This is a genomic window from Pectobacterium quasiaquaticum, assembly GCF_014946775.2.
In the GTDB taxonomy this organism is placed as follows: Bacteria; Pseudomonadota; Gammaproteobacteria; order Enterobacterales; family Enterobacteriaceae; genus Pectobacterium; species Pectobacterium aquaticum.
Genome location: NZ_CP065177.1, coordinates 2,783,668 through 2,802,355, shown reverse-complemented (window position 1 = coordinate 2,802,355; position 18,688 = coordinate 2,783,668). Strand labels below are relative to the sequence as shown.

Here is an 18,688-nt window from a genome sequence, read left to right as displayed (position 1 = left end):
GTCTGACTGTTTAGGCTGTGTACAATTCGCTGTTTTTTTATCGGTTAGTAAATGGATGGCGCACGGTAATGGGTACTGCTTTGCCAGTTTTTTAGACGGGTGAGTGGATCCTGCTGATAGAACTTTTGGAAGCAGCGGTACAGATCGGGGAAACGCGCGTCAAGAAGTTCGGGGGCGCTGAAGAAGTATTCCGACAGCACCGCAAAGCACTCTGCCGGATCGTGGACAGCGTAGGGATCCATGCTGGCGGCATCTTCGCCCACCAGATCGATTTCTTCCTGCATGGCATCCATCGCGCCGTGCAGATGCTGTTCCCACGCAGCTATCTCACGCAGAGGGATAAGGGGAACGCCCGTCGCTTCGCCGCTGCTGCGGATGTCCAGCTTGTGCGCGACTTCATGAATGATGAGGTTGAAACCGGAGAGGTCGAAGGAATCCTGCACTTCCTGCCAGTTGAGGACAATCGGCCCCTGATCCCAGCTTTGGCCGGATTGCACCATTTTCCCCTTATGCACGAGCCCTATGTCATCCTGCCACTCTTCTTCAACAATAAACGGGCCGGGGTAAATCAGAACTTCATGGAAGCCATCCAGCGCATCCATTCCCAGCGACAGCACTGGCAGGGAAAACAGCAGGGCGATGCGCTGCTGCATGATGTCCGTCAACACCAGCTCCTGCAACGGAATCAGGCGCTTTTGCTTCAAAAACTGATCGGCAAGGGCGACCAGTTGCTGGAGATCTTCGTCGCTTAAAGGTGCGAGAAGCGGGATGGAAATCGCAGCGTGCCAGTGTTCAAGCGTCTGCACCTGAGGTTGAGTGTTTTTCCACGGCCATTTAATCATTGTTATTGCTCGTTCAGTCGTCACTTGAATTTAAAGGCGAGGGCGGGTGCTGTTAACATGCCGTAAAAGTAGGCATCATGGCAACTGCTAACGGAGAGATGCTGGAGCGACTGACCGAACCCGTCCCGAAAACGGGAGTCGGGCAACGCTACTGGGGGTTCAAATCCCCCCGTCTCTCCACCGCTATTCAAACACTTACCCCGCATTTAGTCTGTGATGCTTTCCACACTTGGCAGTGGCTTAAAGCGGACAGCTTAAATCCCCTTCTTCACAACGTAGCATGCTTTTGAATTCTTCTACGCGCTCGGCGGTTTTCTGCGTCAGGCACTGGGAATACACCATGCCATGCACCGATCCCCCAGTTGTCGGGAAGGCCTGAAACTCACAGTCAGCGTCGCGGTACGCGATCCATTTTCTCTGCGCTGACTTGAGCAACGCCTTGTGTTCTTCAATCACCAGGCGTTTTACGACATCCTGATACAGCCGATTAAGCTCGCCATCCACTTTTTTATATTCATTAGCCGCACACTGGCTCATCTCCATCTGCGTGTTGGCGTTACCACAATCTGTGGCGGCGGCTTGAGTGATGGGCAGTAGCGCAAAAAGAGCAATGGCTCGCTTTTTCATGATTGATCCTCTGTAAGTTGGCGCTAGGTATGAGTATTTATTATACCAGCCATGCGTTCAGGTACACATAAACTGAGCGAGGAGGGCGCTTTTATGTCGCTGAACATGTGAGCACGTTGAAGTTTACGGCGCTATTCCTCCAATCAAATAGGGACATTTTCATCGAGAATCCTATACTGAAGGCGCTGACATATCGTTTGCTTGGATGCATTGCATGTTCATAACGACTGGGAGGGAAGAATATGAAAATTGAGACTGGAGAGAATGGCCTTTTTGCGCATCGTGCTTCGATCGCTAACTCAACGGCTCAGGTTGGTAATCAAGCCTCGTTTGCTGCTGTTTTAGCTGAAAAAACGCAGGAAACGAGTGCAAATAACGCTGCCACCTCCGCTACTCAGGTTAAGAAATACGATTTCACGAATATGACGCCACAAGCGTTAACCGAAGCCGTAAATAGCCTGATCCAAAGTGGACAGATGGATCTCGACGAATCGTCATCATTGTTGGGTTTCATGGCCCCTACCGCGTTGTCTAAAGTCGTTTACGATGGCACCGCACCCGTTTCATCGCACCAGCCTATGAACGTGTTCTCCAAAATTCAGGAAGGGATTGATGGCGCACTATCGCGTAATGAAAGGGCGAGCGCAGAAGGCCTGCAACGCGCTGCTGATGCATTGCTTCGTTTTCAGGATAAAGCCGTAAAGGTTAATATGTTCGCGTAATAAAAAAGGCCAAGTGTGAATTGGCCTTTATTTATCTATAGGGACAAAAGGATATTATTTAATGCTGATCTGAGTGTAGTAAAGATTACTCTCAATCATCTCGTCCCGTACTGACAAACCCCATGTGCTGAACTACTTTCATAAGGAATCATCACGTTACGGAGGTTGATATGGGATTTTGGCGTATTGTACTGACTATTCTCTTGCCACCGTTGGGCGTGTTACTGGGGAAAGGCATCGGTGGGGCATTTATTCTGAATATTATTCTGACGCTGTTAGGCTATTTTCCTGGGTTGGTGCATGCGTTTTGGGTGCAGACAAAAGATGATGGGATTTAGTGGCTGAAAAGCCTGTTTGACGATTTAGGATGAAATAACGGGGAGACATAATGCTCCCCGTTGCCTTTTTATTGATGCCGCGCTATTGCGCGGCACCGACCACCTGATTACGCCCTTGCTGTTTTGCCTGATAGAGCGCGATATCGGCGCGGTTAATCAGCATGTTTAGCGTTTCGCCCGCCCGATATTCAGCAATGCCGCAGCTGGCTGTCACCTGAATTCTTCCTTCACGGTAGGGAAGATGCGTGGTTTCAATACTCTGACGCAGGGCCTCGGCGCGCTGTTGTGCGGCGTTGAGATCGCAATCGTCGAGCAAAATGACGAACTCTTCTCCTCCCCAACGGCAGGATTGATCGCTGGAGCGGGTATTGGCCGATAGGATGGCGGAAACCTCTTTTAAAACCAGATCCCCAACGTTGTGGCCGTACTTGTCATTGATTTTTTTGAAGTGGTCAATATCAATCAGAATAATGGAGAGTGGCTTGTGCTGTAAGGCATTTTTCTTACTGAGACGGTGAAATAAATAATCAAATGCCTGACGGTTCATTAGACTTGTTAATTTATCGGTCGTCGCCATCTGTTCCAGACGGCGTTGATATCCGCCAATCGTCAACCATAGCAGGAACAGGAAGAGGATGCTGATGAATGTGCTGATACCCAGATTTTTAAGCAGCGTGGTGAACAGCCGTTTCTCACTAGGGTGACTGGTTTGCTCAACCATCAAATACCAGCCGAATTCAGGGATTAAACGGGTATTGAGGAAAATATGTTCCCCTTTTGACTCATATTCATAAGCGCCGCCAGGGGCAGTCAAAATCGCGGTCGCGATCCGAGTCAGCCCTTGCTGTGCTTGAATTTGCAGCGTGCGCGTGTAGCGTTCTCCGTGTAACGTAATGTTGCCTTCTTTATCAATGAAATAGATTGTCCGGTTATAGCGCTGTTCGTATTTTTCAATCAGGTGCTTAACGCGCTCAACTGGGATGCCCACGCCGGTAATGCCAATAAAATTGTCTTCATAATCCATTACTTTATGGTTAATAAAGATGTCCAGACGCGTGCGTTCTTCAGGATCGACGCGGAGATCGACAACGTAGGGCATGTTATCCGATAGCGCTTTGTGCTGGAAATACCATTGATCGTCGGGGGACGATTCCGAGACAGTTTTTAGGATGCGTTGCTGATCGTAATAAAGCCCCGTTTTGTCAGAGATGAAAAAAGAAAATACGGTGTTGAAGCGGCGATCGATCTCCTTCAGATAGCGGAATAGGGCCTGCGGATCGCTTTCATTTTTTAGTACCCAGTCGCGCAAAAAGGTATCGTGCGCCATTAGGGAGGAAATAAAGATAGGTTTTAACAAATCCTGCTGGATTTCAGAATAGACATTATCACTGGTGAGCGGCAGGGTATTTTCTTCAATCTCTTCTTCCAGTGATTCTTTAGCCACTTCATAGCTGGTCAAACTGATAACCAGAAAGGCGGTGAGCAGCATGGCGCCGAGTATTATGATTGCGCGTGTTTTATCCAGCCAGCGGGCGTTATTGATGAATCCAGTCTGCAAAGTAATCTCCCCAGAGAATCATTGATGAGATAGGTGAGCAAGTCACTGTTTCACCTAAAAAATTAGAATTCATATTTTACTGAAATTACGTTGTAGCGCCAAATGGGGGACGTTGTATCGTTGGATAAAAATGGCTCGTCTGTGAGATTCAGTATAGTGGTTCCGGTGTGGAAGTATTAGCAGCAGGCTGCCGGAACGTAATGTTTTGTATTTTATTGTGGGCTTGTTAAAGCTCCCTTGTCGGTTTGATTATCCCTATGGTTAGATTTAATCAAACTATAACGTTGGGTGGATGACCATGAGCCATTATTCAGCAGCGAAGGAATCAGGCCCAACAGCGCTTTTATTGATTAATAAACAGGCGCGGAACGGTGATTCCTCAGCACGCTATGTGAAAGAATTATTGCAACAAAGCCAGATCAGCATCGTCGAACCGGATGAAAAAGAGACGGGTTCATGCAGTGATATGATACGTGCGTATGCGGATCGGGTGGACTTTGTCATTATCGGCGGTGGCGATGGCACGCTGAATTCAGCCGCGCCAGGTCTGGTGGATACCGGCTTGCCGCTGGGCGTGCTGCCCTTAGGGACAGCGAATGACTTTGCTCGTACGGTGGGGATCCCCAGAGAGATTCGGCAGGCCGTGCAGGTTATCGCTAGCGGGCAGCGGCGTGTTGTTGATTTGGGTGAGGTTAACGGGCATCTGTTCTTTAACGTCTCGAGTATTGGGTTTTCAGCAGCGCTGGCGCGCGGGCTGTCGGCGAAATCCAAGAAACGGTGGGGCACATTGGGCTATGCGCTGGCGGCCTTCAAGCTTTTGAAGCAAAGTCGTCCTTTCCGCGTCGAGATTGAGCACGATGGCATCAAAGAGCGGGTGAGAACCGTGCAGGTGTCGGTAGGAAACGGGCGTTTCTACGGCGGCGGCATGGCGGTAGCGGACAGTGCCGCGCCCGATGATGGTCGGTTGGATGTGTATAGCCTGGAGGTGTCTCACTGGTGGGAAATGGTGGCACTGATCCCCTTTATCCGCAAGGGAACGCACGGTCGCTGGCGCAAAGTCCGCGCCTTTTCTGCCAGACAACTGACGTTGAGTACCTCGAAGCCGCACGATATCAATGCCGACGGCGAGCTGATTGGCAAAACGCCAGCGGTATTCGGGATCAGAGAAAAGGCAATTCAGGTTTTTGCGCCACCGCGTTGATGCCGTAAATAAGGGCGAAAACAAACAGGGACACCGTGCGGTGTCCCTGTTTGTTGATAAAGGCTGAGTCAGCGGATTATTTAAATACGCGGAAACGTTCTTCAAAGGAAATATAGGTTTTCTCACCGGCTGGTTGCTCGATTGAGCCAAATGGCATTTGAGCACGCAGTTTCCAACTGGCTGGCAGATTCCACTGTGATTTAACATCATCGTCAATCAGCGGATTGTAGTGCTGGAGCGAAGCGCCAATTTTTTCCTGCGCCAGCGTAGACCACACGGCAAACTGAGCAATACCGGTTGAATGCTCAGACCAGACCGGGAAGTTATCGGCATAAAGCGCGAATTTTTCCTGTAGCGCTTCAATCACGGCGGTGTCTTCAAAAAACAGGACGGTACCTGCGCCAGCGGCAAAGGAAGCCAGTTTATTTTCTGTCGGGGCAAAAGCGTCCGCCGGTACAATTTTCTTCAACTGCTGCTTAACAATATCCCACAGTTTGTGATGCTGCTCGCCGAACAGAATCACAACGCGTGAGCTTTGTGAATTAAAAGAGGAGGGGCTTTCATTAACGGCTTCGGTAATGAGGGCGGTAACCTGATCTTCTGATATCGGTAACGTATTGCCGATGGCATAGATTGAACGACGAGCCTTGATTGACTGCAAAAAAGCATTACTCATGGTGTGTTCCTCAGTTTACGTGATGATTTGCCTTGATAATGTGTCACTGATTTTAGCCGTATTCAATGGCTTATCGTGCCGGATGCCAATCTTTCCTTTGTCAGCCCGCTCCGCCGCAGACGTCGCAGTACGGGTTTTTCGGCAGCCTCATTTCGCGAAATTGCAGCGTCATCGCATCGAACATCAGCAGTCGGCCTGTCGCCAGCCTGCCGTAACCGGTCAGCAGCTTAATGGCTTCCATCGCCTGCAAACTGCCGATGGTGCCCACCAGCGGCGACATCACGCCTGCCTCGACGCAGGTCAGCGCATTGGCACCGAACAGACGGCTGAGACAATGATAGCAAGGTTCCTCGAGCTGATAGGTAAAGACGCTGATTTGGCCTTCCATCCGAATTGCCGCCCCAGAGATCAGCGGCTTCCTGAGCTGAAAGCCAATGCGGTTTAGGCGGTTGCGAATAGCAACGTTGTCGGTACAGTCCAGCACGGCATCGTGTTGGCTGACCAGTTCGCTCAACGCCTCGTCATCGAGATCGCCATCAACCGTATCGAGCGAAAGGTGGGGGTTCATATCGGATAACGTCAGACGCGCGGATTCGACCTTCGCCATGCCGATACGGGCATCACGGTGCAGAACCTGACGTTGCAGGTTAGACAGAGAGACGGTGTCAAAATCCAGCAGTGTTAAATGGCCGACGCCCGCCGCGGCCAGATACTGTGCGGCGGCACAGCCTAGCCCACCGAGCCCGACAATCAGCAGACGTGACGCCTTCAGCTTTTCCTGTCCGTCGAAATCAAAGCCGTGCAGCACAATCTGTCGGTTGTAGCGCAGCATCTCTTCATCGCTCAGCTCCGGCAACATGCTCAGTGCCCCAGCAGCGCGTTGAAGGGTTCGATTTCAACCCACTCGCCGGCGGCGACGCGACCGCGATCTTGCTCCAGTACGATGAAGCAGTTACCGAGGCTGAACGAACTGAAAACGTGCGAACCTTGATGCCCAGTGGTTCTGACTTCCAGCTCGCCCTGCGCGTTGCGGCTGAAAATACCACGCTGGAAATCGGTGCGCCCCGGCGTCTTTTTCAGTGCGCTGGTGGTTTTGACGCGAACCCGTGGCGGTAAGCGCCATTGCGTATAGCCAGACAGGCGAGCCAGCAGCGGCTGAACCAGTTGATAGAACGTCAGCGCAGCAGAAACCGGATTCCCCGGCAGACCGCAGAACCAGGCATGTTGCAGCTTGCCAAAAGCGAAGGGCTTACCGGGTTTGATTGCCAGCTTCCAGAAATGGATATCGCCCAGCTCATCCAGCATTTGTTTGGTGTAATCCGCCTCGCCAACGGAAACGCCGCCGCTGCTAATCACCAGATCGGCAAGCTTATCTGCTTCATGAAAAGCGGCGCGTAACGCTGCCGGATCGTCGCGGATAATCCCCAGGTCATGTACCTCACAGCCTAGCTGTTCCAGCATCAAACGGACGGCGAAACGGTTGGTGTCATAAATCTGGCCGTCTGCCAGCGGTTCGCCGACGGGTTGCAGCTCATCACCGGTTGAAAACACCGCGACTTTCAGGCGGCGCACCACGTCAATCTGCGCAATCCCCAGTGATGCCAGCAGCGGCAGCTCCGCCACGCCCAGCTTGGTGCCTACGGGTAACACGCTGGCACCCGCCTGAATATCTTCTCCTGCCAGACGAATATTCTGGCCGGGTTTTACCTCATGGGGAAAGCGGATACCGTCCTCGCTGACTTCAGCTTCTTCCTGCATGATCACCGTATCGGCTCCTGCGGGAATTGGCGCACCAGTCATGATGCGAATGCAGGTTCCGGCAGGCCAGTCGCCAGTGAAGGGCGCGCCAGCGAAGGCTTTACCCGCCAGCGGCAGCGTTGTTGAAGCGGACAAATCGGCGCAGCGTACTGCATAGCCATCCATCGCGGAATTGGCGAAAGGTGGGACGTTAATCGGGGAGGCGATGGCTAGGGCGGTAATCCGTCCTGCAGCGTCGAACAGGGATACGCGCTCTGTCTCGGTAAGGGAAGGAACCTGAGAAAACATGTTTTCCAGAGCTTGTTCAAGAGTCAGTAAACCTGCGTTAACGCTTTCCATCTTCACTCCACAGTGTGTTTCATCAATACGACTGATTTCATTAATATGATTTATTTCATCAGTAAGAATCGTGTTCCGGCAACGCGTCATTCATGGGCGAAAACTCGTTTCCTATGCCAGTATTAATTATGTCAGAGTTCGTAACGTGGGTGAATGTACGCAGGTCAAGGAATAGGGCTTTTATACCCGTCATACTTCAAGTTGCATGTGCGTTGGCTGCGCTTAGTTACCCGAATCACTTACTTGAGTAAGCTCATCGGGATGCCTTCTCTTGCCGCCTGCCTGAAACTCGAATTATTTAGGGTATAGCGCATGACTCGTCGGGCATCAAACGACAAGGACGGGGGGCGAAAGCGTCACTTTTTTCCCACAAGTCGAACCATTTCGGGCAAAAGTGGGCGGATTTGCAGGACATATTGCCCCTGATGGCGTGTCTTTATGACAATTAACTTAATGTTATAAAAGAAATTTTTCACCGTGCCGATTTCAGTTTCCGCTTTACATCATACCTTGCGCTAAATATAGTCGAAAATCGCTGATAATTTGTCCCTGACCGCGTTGCGCTGATTCCAGCGGTATTTATATGGAGATTCGCCGTTCATGTCGCCCACACAGGATCATTATGCCTCGCTGTCTTCCCCTGTTCCGGGGCTGATTTTGCCTGAAAAACGGGTGGTGGAGGTGCGCAACCTGAGCGTCTATTTTGAGCAGCAGGGGCAGCGGACAGATGCGGTGCGTAATTTGACGTTCTCTGTCGATCGGGGCGAGACGCTGGCTATCGTCGGAGAATCGGGATCGGGTAAGTCGGTAACGTCGCTGGCGCTGATGCGGCTGGTTGAACATGCGGGCGGCGTGATTCATCAGGGCGATATGCTATTTCGCCGTCGCGATGGGCAGGTGCTGGATCTCCGCGGTGCCCGTCAGCGTGCGATGCGCGCATTGCGTGGGGCCGATCTGGCGATGATTTTCCAGGAACCGATGACGTCGCTGAATCCGGTTTTTCCCGTCGGCGAACAGATTGCCGAGTCGATTCGTTTGCATCAGGGGATGGACAGACGCGCCGCGCGAGCAGAAACCTTGCGTATGCTGGATCTAGTCAGAATACCGGAAGCGCGCAACGTGCTGGATCGCTATCCCCACCAGCTTTCTGGCGGTATGCGCCAGCGGGTGATGATTGCGATGGCGCTCTCCTGCAAGCCGTCGCTGCTGATTGCCGATGAACCGACGACCGCGCTGGATGTCACCATTCAGGCGCAAATTCTACAGCTTATTCGTGTGCTACAGCGTGAAATGGAAATGGCCGTGATTTTTATCACCCATGACATGGGCGTGGTGGCGGAAATGGCCGAGCGCGTACTGGTTATGCACCGTGGGGAAAGCGTCGAAGCGGGGAGCGTTGGGCAGATCTTTACTGCACCGCAGCATCCGTATACGCAGGGGCTGTTGGCGGCGGTACCGGCATTAGGGTCTATGCGCGGCCAACCGTTCCCGGAAAAATTTCCGCTGCTGGATCAACACTCGGGGCGTATTGCGGACAACAACCCGCAGGATACCGTTCCCGCGCAGTCAGAACCGATCTTACAGGTGAGCAATCTGGTGACGCGTTTTCCCATTCGCAGTGGTTTATTGAACCGCGTGACCCGACAAGTGCATGCGGTGGAAAACGTCAGCTTCGATCTCTGGCCGGGGGAAACGCTTTCGCTGGTCGGCGAATCGGGATGCGGCAAATCCACCACCAGCCGTGCGTTGCTCCAGCTAGTTGAAAGCCAGAAGGGCGAGATTACTTTTAATGGTCAGCGAATCCATCAGTTGAAAGGGGCGGCGTTACAGCACCTGCGGCGTGATATTCAGCTGATTTTTCAGGATCCCTATGCGTCGCTGGATCCCCGTCTGACGGTCGGTTTCTCCATTATGGAACCGCTGCTGGTGCACAACATTTGCCGTCGGCAGGAAGCGGAAAAGCGCGTTGAGTGGCTGTTGTCGCGCGTAGGGCTGGAACCGGAGCACGCCCGTCTCTATCCGCATGAATTTTCCGGTGGTCAGCGTCAGCGCGTTTGCATCGCCAGAGCGCTGGCGCTGAACCCGAAAGTGGTGATTGCGGATGAAGCGGTATCCGCGCTGGACGTGTCGATTCAGGCACAAATCATCAACCTGATGCTGGAACTGCAACGTGAATTCGGCATCGCGTTTTTATTTATTTCACATGATATGGCGGTGGTTGAGCGTATTAGCCATCGCGTGGCGGTGATGTACATGGGGCAAATTGTCGAGATTGGCTCGCGGCAAGATGTATTCGAGCGCCCTCGGCACCCTTATACCCGCAAGCTGATGTCGGCAATACCGGTTGCCGATCCCTCACGCCGCCAGCGTGAGCAGGTGCTGCTGGTTGATGAAATACCCAGCCCGATTCGGGCGCTTGGCGACGAGCCGATCACGGCGCCTCTGGTTCAGGTCGGTGAGCGGCACTTTGTTGCGCACCATCCAATAGCTGGCGCGTATTGACAGGGATTCACAAGGAGAACGTAACATGAGCGTAATGACGATAAAGCGGCGCTGGTTAGTGGCCGCAGGCGTAACCGCTGCGATGGCGGCTTCACCCGTCTGGGCAGCCAAAGATGCGGTTATCGCCGTGGGTTCCACGTTTACCAGTCTGGATCCGTATGATGCCAACGATTCGCTATCGCAGACGGTGGCGAAGTCCTTCTATCAGGGGCTCTTTGGCTTCGATAAAGAGATGAAGCTGGTGAACGTCTTGGCGGACAGCTATGACGTGAGCCCCGATGGTCTGACGTATACCGTCAAGCTGCATCCGGGTGTCAAATTTCACGATGGAACGGCGTTCAACGCCGCCGCCGTGAAAGTGAATCTGGATCGCGCCAGTAACCCCGACAGTCGCCTGAAGCGATATAACCTGTTCAAGATGATCGAAAAAACCGAGGCGGTTGACGATCTGACGGTGAAAATTACACTGAAGACGCCGTTCTCGGCGTTCGTTAACAATCTGGCGCATCCGGCGGCGGTGATGATCTCGCCGGCAGCGTTAAAGCAGTACGGCAAGGACATTGGTTTCCATCCGGTCGGCACCGGTCCGTACCGTTTTGTGACCTGGAATCAGACCGACTTTGTAAAAGTCGAGAAATTCAACGGCTACTGGAAGGCTGGGCTGCCTAAACTGGACAGCATTACCTGGCGTCCGGTGGTGGATAACAATACGCGTGCGGCGCTGCTGCAAACCGGTGAAGCGCAGTTTGCTTATCCGATACCGTTCGAGCAGGCCAAAGTGCTGGAGAAAAATGACAAGCTGGCGCTGGTGGCGTCGCCGTCGATTCTGCACCGCTACATCAGTATGAATGTCACGCAGAAGCCGTTTGATAACCCAAAAGTGCGCGAGGCGTTGAACTACGCGATCAACAAAGAGGCGCTGATTAAAGTGGCGTTCTCCGGCTATGCGACACCAGCCGAAGGGCCACTGCCGAGCAGCATTGATTATTCAGTAAAATATCACCCGTGGCCTTACGATCCGGCCAAAGCGCGCGAACTGCTGAAAGAAGCGGGCTACCCGGACGGCTTCACCACTACGCTCTGGTCATCGCATAACCACAGTACGGCGCAGAAAGTCTTGCAGTTCACGCAGCAACAGTTGGCACAGGTTGGCGTGAAAGTGCAGGTGACTGCGATGGATGCAGGGCAGCGGGCGGCGGAAGTGGAAGGCAAGGGTGTGAAAGAAACGGGTGTTCGCCTGTTCTACACCGGCTGGTCGGCCTCGACGGGCGAAGCTGACTGGGCGCTATCGCCGCTGTTTGCCACGGCTTCCTGGCCACCCGCGCAGTTCAACACGGCGTTTTACAGCAATCCGCAAGTCGATGCGGATCTGGCGAATGCGCTGAAAACGACGGATCGGACGGAAAAACAGAAGCTGTACAAAGATGCACAGGACAAAATCTGGGCGGATGCGCCGTGGATTTTCCTGGCGACAGAGCGCCTGGTGTCGGCAAACAGCAAAAAACTGACCGGGTTCTACGTGATGCCGGATACCTTATTCAGTTTTGAGGATGCCGATCTCGCGGAGTAATCCACTGCAAAAGAATGACCAGGGAGTTGGGTGGCCGTGAGGCTGCCCGCAGTGGTCAACACACGTTCACTGATAGGGAGTCCGACGCATGTCTGTGGAAAACTGTTCATGCTGAATTATTTTATTAAACGACTACTGGGACTGATTCCCACGCTCCTGATTGTGATGGTGCTGGTATTCCTGTTCGTTCATCTGTTACCCGGCGATCCAGCGCGTTTAGCCGCCGGACGGGAAGCGGATGCTGCCGTTATTGAGATGGTTCGGCAGGATTTGGGGTTGGATAAACCGCTGCCGCATCAGTTCTGGCACTTCTTTACCAATATCCTGCAAGGGGATTTTGGTACGTCGATCGTATCGAAACGCCCCGTCACCGAAGAGATTGCCATGCGCTTTATGCCGACGTTTTGGCTGACGGTGTGCAGCATGGTGTGGGCCGTAATTTTTGGCATGGCGATCGGTATCGTGTCCGCCGTGTGGCGCAACGGCTGGCCGGACAGAATCGGGATGACGCTGGCCGTCTCCGGTCTCTCTTTCCCTGCGTTTGCGCTCGGCATGCTGTTAATGCAGGTCTTTTCTGTTGAACTGGGATGGCTGCCGACGGTGGGGGCAGACACCTGGCTGCACTATATTTTGCCCTCTCTGACGCTGGGTGCAGCCGTGGCGGCGGTGATGGCGCGGTTTACCCGCGCATCGTTTGTTGATGTCTTGCAAGAAGATTATATGCGTACGGCGCGGGCAAAGGGCGTGCGCGAATCGCTGGTGGTAGTGAAACACGGGCTGCGCAATGCGTTGATTCCGGTGGTTACGATGATGGGGCTGCAATTTGGTTTCTTGCTCGGCGGCTCAATCGTCGTGGAGAAGGTCTTCAACTGGCCGGGGCTAGGACGGCTGCTGGTGGATGCGGTGGAGATGCGCGACTATCCGGTGATTCAGGCCGAGGTGCTGCTGTTTTCGCTGGAGTTTATTCTGATCAATCTGCTGGTGGATATGCTGTATGCCGCGATTAATCCAGCCATTCGTTATAAATAAGGAAAGGGAATGAGACACTGGCGACGTAACGCTATGCTGGCGACGCTCCCTGTCATTAGGGATAAATCGGTTCGTACGCCGTGGCGTGAATTCTGGCGGCGCTTTCTTCGGCAGCATGTCGCGGTCACCGCTGGCGTGTTTGTGCTACTGCTGATTGCGATCGCGTTTTTGGCACCGTACCTGATGCCCTATGACGCCGAGAACTATTTCGATTATGAGCGCCTGAATGAAGGCCCGTCGGCGGCACACTGGCTGGGGGTGGATTCATTAGGACGTGATATTTTCAGTCGGATCCTGATGGGGACGCGTATCTCGCTGGCGGCGGGCATTCTCTCGGTGCTGGTCGGGATGATTATCGGCACGACACTCGGTCTGGTGGCGGGTTACTACGAAGGGTGGGCGGACAGGATCATCATGCGCCTATGTGATGTGCTGTTTGCCTTCCCCGGTATTCTGCTAGCGATTGCCGTTGTGGCGATGATGGGCAGTGGCATGGCGAATGTGATTGTCGCCGTCGCGATTTTCAGTATTCCTGCTTTCGCCCGTCTGGTGCGCGGCAATACGCTGGTGCTAAAGCAGCTTACTTACATCGAATCGGCCCGCAGCATTGGTGCCAGCGACCGGACGATCCTCTTTCGGCATATTTTGCCCGGCTCGGTGTCTTCCATCGTGGTGTTTTTCTCGATGCGCATTGGGATGTCGATCATCACAGCAGCCAGCCTGTCATTTTTAGGACTGGGCGCCCAGCCGCCGATGGCGGAGTGGGGAGCGATGCTGAACGAAGCGCGGTCGGATATGGTGATTGCCCCGCACGTCGCGATCTTCCCTAGTCTGGCGATCTTTCTGACGGTCCTGGCGTTTAATTTGCTGGGTGACGGTTTGCGCGATGCGCTCGACCCAAAATTGAAAAGCTGAATAAATAAAAAGCAGTGATAAAAAAAGCGCGGCAAGTGCCGCGCTTCAGACCACTGACAAACCTATTTGCCGAACGAAAACGGGAGTAACGGAATAGAAGAGTAAAGCGTTTGCGCCAAGGATGGCGCAATCCGAGCTTACATGGACGTACTCGTAGCGTCTTTACGATCTATCCGTTACTGCCGCTTGGCGGCCTTTGCAGCCACACACCATTAGAACGAGGTACGTTTGTAGCTGCGGTACTGCGGTTGCCAGAAGTTGTGCTCAATCGCCTTCTGCAATGCATCGGCAGAGGTGACGACGGCCACACCTTGCAACTGTGCGGCTTTACCCACATCCAGTGCAATACGCTTGGACACCTGCTGGATATCGGACAGATCCGGCAGCAGCGCGCCTTCACCGTTATTCGCCAGCGGCGAGCAGTCAGCCAGCGCGCGGCTGGCGGCCATCAACATACCGTCAGTGATACGTTTGGCACCCGACGCCAGTACACCTAACCCGATACCTGGGAAAATGTAGGAGTTGTTGCACTGGGCGATAGGGAAGATTTTGCCCTGATAGTTAACCGGAGCAAACGGGCTGCCGGTTGCGACCAGCGCTGCGCCTTCTGTCCAGCGAATGATATCTTCTGGACGGGCTTCTACGCGGGATGTCGGGTTAGACAGCGGCATCACGATAGGACGCGCGCAGTGCTTGTGCATTTCACGGATGATTTCTTCCGTGAACAGACCCGGCTGGCCGGATACACCGATCAGGATGGTCGGCTTGGCATTGCGTACCACTTCCAACAGTGAAATCGCGTCGCTGTTGCAATCCCAATCAGCCAGCAGTTCACTTTTCTGCACCAGCTTGCTCTGGAAATCGAGCAGGTTCGGCAGCTTGTCCGTCAGCAGACCGAAGCGGTCTACCATGAAGACGCGTGCGCGTGCTTCTTCTTCGCTCAGCCCTTCAGACTTCATCTGCGCGACGATTTGCTCAGCGATACCACAACCTGCGGAGCCCGCACCCAGGAAGGCAACGGTCTGATCGCGTAGCTGAGTGCCTGCTGCACGGCTGGCGGCAATCAGGCTGCCGATCGCGACGGCGGCGGTGCCCTGAATGTCATCGTTAAAACTACAGATCTCATCACGATAGCGGTTCAGCAGCGGCGTCGCATTTTTCTGTGCGAAGTCTTCAAACTGCAACAACACGTTCGGCCAGCGGCGTTTAACGGCCTGAATGAATTCGTCAACAAATTCATAGTATTCATCGTCAGTGATACGCGGGTGGCGCCAGCCCATGTACAGCGGATCGTTCAGACGCTGCGGGTTGTTGGTGCCGACATCCAGAACGACAGGCAGAGTGTAGGCTGGGCTGATACCGCCACACGCGGTGTACAGCGACAGCTTACCGATTGGAATCCCCATGCCGCCGATACCCTGGTCGCCCAGACCCAGAATACGTTCACCGTCGGTTACAACGATGACTTTTACATTCTGTTTGGTGGCGTTTTGCAGCATATCGTCGATATGCGCGCGGTTAGGGTAGGAGATAAACAGGCCGCGTGCGCGACGATAGATATCGGAAAAGTGTTCACAGGCTTCGCCAACGGTCGGGGTGTAGATGATCGGCATCATCTCACTGAGGTGACCGTCCAGCAGGCGGTAGAACAGCGTCTCGTTGGTGTCCTGAATGTTGCGCAGGTACACGTGTTTTTCAATATCGTGTTTGAATTCCTGATACTGACGCCAGGCGCGTTCTGCCTGTTCTTCGATGGTTTCGACGGCTTCAGGCAGCAGACCATGCAGGTTAAAGTTAGCGCGTTCTTCTTCGGTAAACGCGCTGCCTTTATTCAGCAGGGGAAATTCAAGCAAGATCGGACCAGCGTAGGGAATATGGAGAGGACGTTTGCTTTCGTATTCTAATTCCATGACTTTTTACTCTCGGATAACAGAAAAAAACTCAGGTGTTGTCGATAAAAACTGCTGCGGATCTTAAATTACCCAGAAAATATGTACAGGAATTGTTAATTTAAATAGTTACAGATGGCTTGCATCTTAGTCAAAATACAGGCTTTATCGATTCACCTCTCGTTTCTCAAACTTCCCTTTGCTGAAATCCTGTGCTGACCTCTGCCGTTATTCCTCAATAAAGTGATGTTCAATGTCGGTACAGCCCAATTCAGCCAGCATAATTTGCGAAATGGCCCAGTGGCTGACAAGCGCATGACGACGCTCAACGACAGCCGCGTGTTTAATGGTGCACGGAGCTTCGCCAGCAAGGTTCATCAGATTCAATGCAACTTGCAAAGGCGGCAGGCTCGGGTTGAATGCCGCATTTTCTGCGTAGCGTCCGGTATAAATGTTGCCACTTGAGGTTTCCAGCGCAATGCCGCTGATGGCTTTGCTATAGGGCGCGTGGCTACGGTTGGCGGCATCCAGCGCCCGACGCGCAAGCGCGTTCACATTCTGCAAGGTTGCGCCGTGGTTGATGTCATCCATCAGTAAGGTATCGATGTGCAGATCGACGGGGCCAAAGGAATCCGGCAGATAATGGCTGAGCACGGCAGGCTGGCGACCCGGCAATTGAATGCGCAGCGACGCGGCATTACGCAATTCATTCATAAACTGACGACAGTGGCCGCATGGCGTGTAGTTCACGGTCACGGCCCGTAACCCACGTTCATTGCGTATCCAGGCGTGGCTGACGGCGCTTTGTTCGGCATGCACCGTTTGCTGCAACTGAACTGCGCTGAACTCCATGTTGGCACCAAAGTAGAAATTGCCACTGAGCCCTTGCGCAATTGCGCCAACCTGAAAATTCGAGATAGGCGCTTGTGCGCAGGCAGCGGCCAGAGGCAATAGCGCAAAGGCCAACGCGTCGGCGTCTAGCTGGCTGGCTTCGCAGACGGCATTCACGTCATCTGCGGTGAGCATGGCGGCGAAATCGGGTTTATCGATCAAGGGACCGATCGCGGCTTGCAGACTGGCAGGTAATTGCTGGAAGGCGTTTTCAAATCGTGGATGCATATCGGTGTACTCTTTTTACCCGTCAATGACGTCATGTTAGGGAGCAAAGTAGCAATAAATTGTGATAAAAATCTCTTTGTTGAATGAAAGGAATGCAAATTAACTGTTAAATGCGAGATGTATCTCAATTTTATAGGCTGTGACCGTCCCTTCTTGCCGTAGGGAAGAAAATAAAAAGCGTACCAAAGGGCGTGTTATGCCCTGTGATACGCCGCTATGTACTTTTTAATCGTATGCTTAATGATGGACGATCTTTTTCTCTTTGGCTTTTTCTAGCAGTTTTCCCACATCCTGAATAAATTTCACTGCTTCTTTCGCGATATCTTGTATCGCGACGTTTTCTTTTCTGGCAGCCGTTTTCCACCGCCGACGCTGTTTCTTTTCCAGACTGGCATAGTTTGAAGCCAACAACTTATGCAGTGCAGGGACATCACATAACTCCTGCGATAGGTTGTCTGCGTAGTAAATGAGTGAAATGGTAAAGGAGGAGTTAGGGGCTTTTTCTATGACGTTTCCGTTTTCTTCGACTTTTTTGGTTTCTTTGACAATATTCACATAAAGCGGCCAGTAGCCATTATCTGGGTTCCTTAGCGTGAGTATGGACGGCACAGTGATATTCAACCAGGTTCTGCCTATTTCCAGACACTCTTCCGTCAAGAGTGGGAACGCTTTGCGTAGGGTAACCAGAATGCCGGAAAGACCTTTCGCCTGAATAAGCTGATCGCACAGTTGAGCGTTTTGCTGAAGAAAGAGCAACGCTTCACTGTCTACGCTCTTCATATTTACTGACTTCCAGTTATGTGGGCTTATCTGTTTTAAATGTAAAAAACGATCGATGATGGATTCATACTGGGAAGTGAGGTGGGCTGACAGTTCAGAAATCTCTTCTTCATCCTTGTTTTGCCACTGTGCCTGCTTTTGGCAATAGGCCATTAACAGCTGTGCCGCGGCATTATTATTTTGTAATTGCAAACGGGCACGTTGGGCTGCTTTTTCCAGCCACTGATAACTTAGAAATGCCCACTTATTATCCTGCGGCTCTATTTTTTCTTCGCGGTAGCTTTCAAATTTTTTATCCAAAACCACATAAGCAAATTTGTAACCTTTAAACGAAGTACTAGGAAAGGCGCTTTGAACGGCCTCATAATAATCAGCGAGTTGAGCGGCAGATAATGCCGCTCCAACTTTGTTTTCAATAGTGATGATGAACTGGTTTTTCGGGTCGATCAAAAAGAGATCGAGGCGACGATTTGAACCTACGTGGTCTTTAATACTAAATTCACGCGTCACAAAAGCCGAACCAAAGCTCGTTGTCTGGATACGGCCTGGGGTCCATTCCTCAAAGAATTTCTTATTGGCAAATTTATTCGTTTCATGGCCAGCCTGATAAGCCGCAGTCAGAAAATCTTTGATCACGGCATCGCCTTGGCAGTGTCCTTCATTGGGGTTAAGGCACCACGCGAGCATATCGGAATGTTGGTTTTCGGTGAGAGTGATGACATCAAGTATGTTATCTGAAATACGCAATTTTTCTCGTAATTCTAGCAACTTCTCGTCCGTGAGAAACTCGTAAAATTCCTTAATATCCATCTCTTATATCTCC

Annotated in this window: 16 protein-coding genes and 1 tRNA gene; 8 read left to right on the top strand and 9 right to left on the bottom strand. The window is 52.4% G+C overall.

Going from position 1 to position 18,688, the window contains the following annotated elements:
• Window positions 1-44: 44 nt before the first annotated feature.
• Window positions 45-842 carry a DgsA anti-repressor MtfA gene (gene mtfA / locus IG609_RS12870; protein WP_193399952.1) on the bottom strand — a complete coding sequence of 266 codons (798 nt, stop codon included), beginning with the start codon at window positions 840-842 and terminating at the stop codon, window positions 45-47.
• 92 nt (window positions 843-934) lie between these two features.
• On the opposite strand from mtfA, the gene IG609_RS12865 reads away from it, so the two are divergent.
• Window positions 935-1,022: transfer RNA gene (locus IG609_RS12865), tRNA-OTHER, on the top strand.
• Between the two features lie 60 nt (window positions 1,023-1,082).
• On the opposite strand, the gene IG609_RS12860 is transcribed toward IG609_RS12865, so the two are convergent.
• Window positions 1,083-1,469, bottom strand: a complete 387-nt coding sequence (locus IG609_RS12860) for a lysozyme inhibitor LprI family protein (RefSeq protein ID WP_193398869.1) — start codon at window positions 1,467-1,469, stop codon at window positions 1,083-1,085.
• A gap of 242 nt (window positions 1,470-1,711) precedes the next feature.
• Here IG609_RS12860 and IG609_RS12855 point away from each other — a divergent pair, with 242 nt between their 5' ends.
• Complete coding sequence (locus IG609_RS12855; protein WP_193398868.1) at window positions 1,712-2,191, top strand: hypothetical protein; 480 nt, start codon at window positions 1,712-1,714, stop codon at window positions 2,189-2,191.
• 170 nt (window positions 2,192-2,361) lie between these two features.
• Entirely contained in the window at window positions 2,362-2,529 is a 168-nt protein-coding gene (locus IG609_RS12850; RefSeq protein ID WP_010280855.1) for a YqaE/Pmp3 family membrane protein, read from the top strand.
• Between the two features lie 82 nt (window positions 2,530-2,611).
• On the opposite strand, the gene IG609_RS12845 is transcribed toward IG609_RS12850, so the two are convergent.
• Window positions 2,612-4,087, bottom strand: coding sequence for a sensor domain-containing diguanylate cyclase (locus IG609_RS12845; RefSeq protein ID WP_193398867.1), 1,476 nt, complete (start codon window positions 4,085-4,087; stop codon window positions 2,612-2,614).
• Window positions 4,088-4,379: 292 nt separating this feature from the next.
• On the opposite strand from IG609_RS12845, the gene IG609_RS12840 reads away from it, so the two are divergent.
• Window positions 4,380-5,288: a lipid kinase gene (locus IG609_RS12840; protein ID WP_193398865.1), complete on the top strand. Its 909-nt coding sequence runs from the start codon at window positions 4,380-4,382 to the stop codon at window positions 5,286-5,288.
• 76 nt (window positions 5,289-5,364) lie between these two features.
• Here the strand turns inward: IG609_RS12840 and IG609_RS12835 are convergent, their stop codons facing one another.
• The 3 genes from IG609_RS12835 to moeA all read right to left on the bottom strand — a co-directional run bounded on the left by IG609_RS12835 (window position 5,365) and on the right by moeA (window position 8,061).
• Entirely contained in the window at window positions 5,365-5,964 is a 600-nt protein-coding gene (locus tag IG609_RS12835; protein ID WP_193398864.1) for a nitroreductase family protein, read from the bottom strand.
• A gap of 100 nt (window positions 5,965-6,064) precedes the next feature.
• A complete protein-coding gene (moeB, locus tag IG609_RS12830; RefSeq protein ID WP_193399950.1) occupies window positions 6,065-6,823 on the bottom strand; it encodes a molybdopterin-synthase adenylyltransferase MoeB in 759 nt (252 codons plus the stop codon).
• Window positions 6,824-6,825: 2 nt separating this feature from the next.
• Window positions 6,826-8,061, bottom strand: a complete 1,236-nt coding sequence (gene moeA, locus IG609_RS12825; protein WP_193401128.1) for a molybdopterin molybdotransferase MoeA — start codon at window positions 8,059-8,061, stop codon at window positions 6,826-6,828.
• 600 nt (window positions 8,062-8,661) lie between these two features.
• Here moeA and IG609_RS12820 point away from each other — a divergent pair.
• From IG609_RS12820 to gsiD, 4 genes are all read left to right on the top strand, one after another.
• Window positions 8,662-10,563, top strand: a complete 1,902-nt coding sequence (locus tag IG609_RS12820) for a dipeptide ABC transporter ATP-binding protein (RefSeq protein WP_193401126.1) — start codon at window positions 8,662-8,664, stop codon at window positions 10,561-10,563.
• Window positions 10,564-10,588: 25 nt separating this feature from the next.
• Entirely contained in the window at window positions 10,589-12,133 is a 1,545-nt protein-coding gene (gsiB, locus tag IG609_RS12815; protein WP_180791321.1) for a glutathione ABC transporter substrate-binding protein GsiB, read from the top strand.
• 108 nt (window positions 12,134-12,241) lie between these two features.
• Complete coding sequence (gsiC, locus tag IG609_RS12810; RefSeq protein WP_010280879.1) at window positions 12,242-13,162, top strand: glutathione ABC transporter permease GsiC; 921 nt, start codon at window positions 12,242-12,244, stop codon at window positions 13,160-13,162.
• 9 nt (window positions 13,163-13,171) lie between these two features.
• Window positions 13,172-14,077, top strand: a complete 906-nt coding sequence (gene gsiD, locus IG609_RS12805; protein WP_193399946.1) for a glutathione ABC transporter permease GsiD — start codon at window positions 13,172-13,174, stop codon at window positions 14,075-14,077.
• Window positions 14,078-14,289: 212 nt separating this feature from the next.
• On the opposite strand, the gene IG609_RS12800 is transcribed toward gsiD, so the two are convergent.
• From IG609_RS12800 to IG609_RS12790, 3 genes are all read right to left on the bottom strand, one after another.
• The gene (locus IG609_RS12800; protein WP_180786002.1) at window positions 14,290-15,987 is read right to left on the bottom strand and encodes an NAD-dependent malic enzyme; all 1,698 of its coding nucleotides are present in this window, start codon (window positions 15,985-15,987) and stop codon (window positions 14,290-14,292) included.
• 207 nt (window positions 15,988-16,194) lie between these two features.
• On the bottom strand, window positions 16,195-17,085 hold the full coding sequence (gene cdd, locus IG609_RS12795; protein WP_193399460.1) for a cytidine deaminase: 891 nt from the start codon (window positions 17,083-17,085) through the stop codon (window positions 16,195-16,197).
• Between the two features lie 237 nt (window positions 17,086-17,322).
• Window positions 17,323-18,675 (bottom strand): PDDEXK-like family protein, encoded by a 1,353-nt coding sequence (locus tag IG609_RS12790; protein WP_193401124.1) that lies wholly within the window; start codon window positions 18,673-18,675, stop codon window positions 17,323-17,325.
• Between the last annotated feature and the right edge of the window lie 13 nt (window positions 18,676-18,688).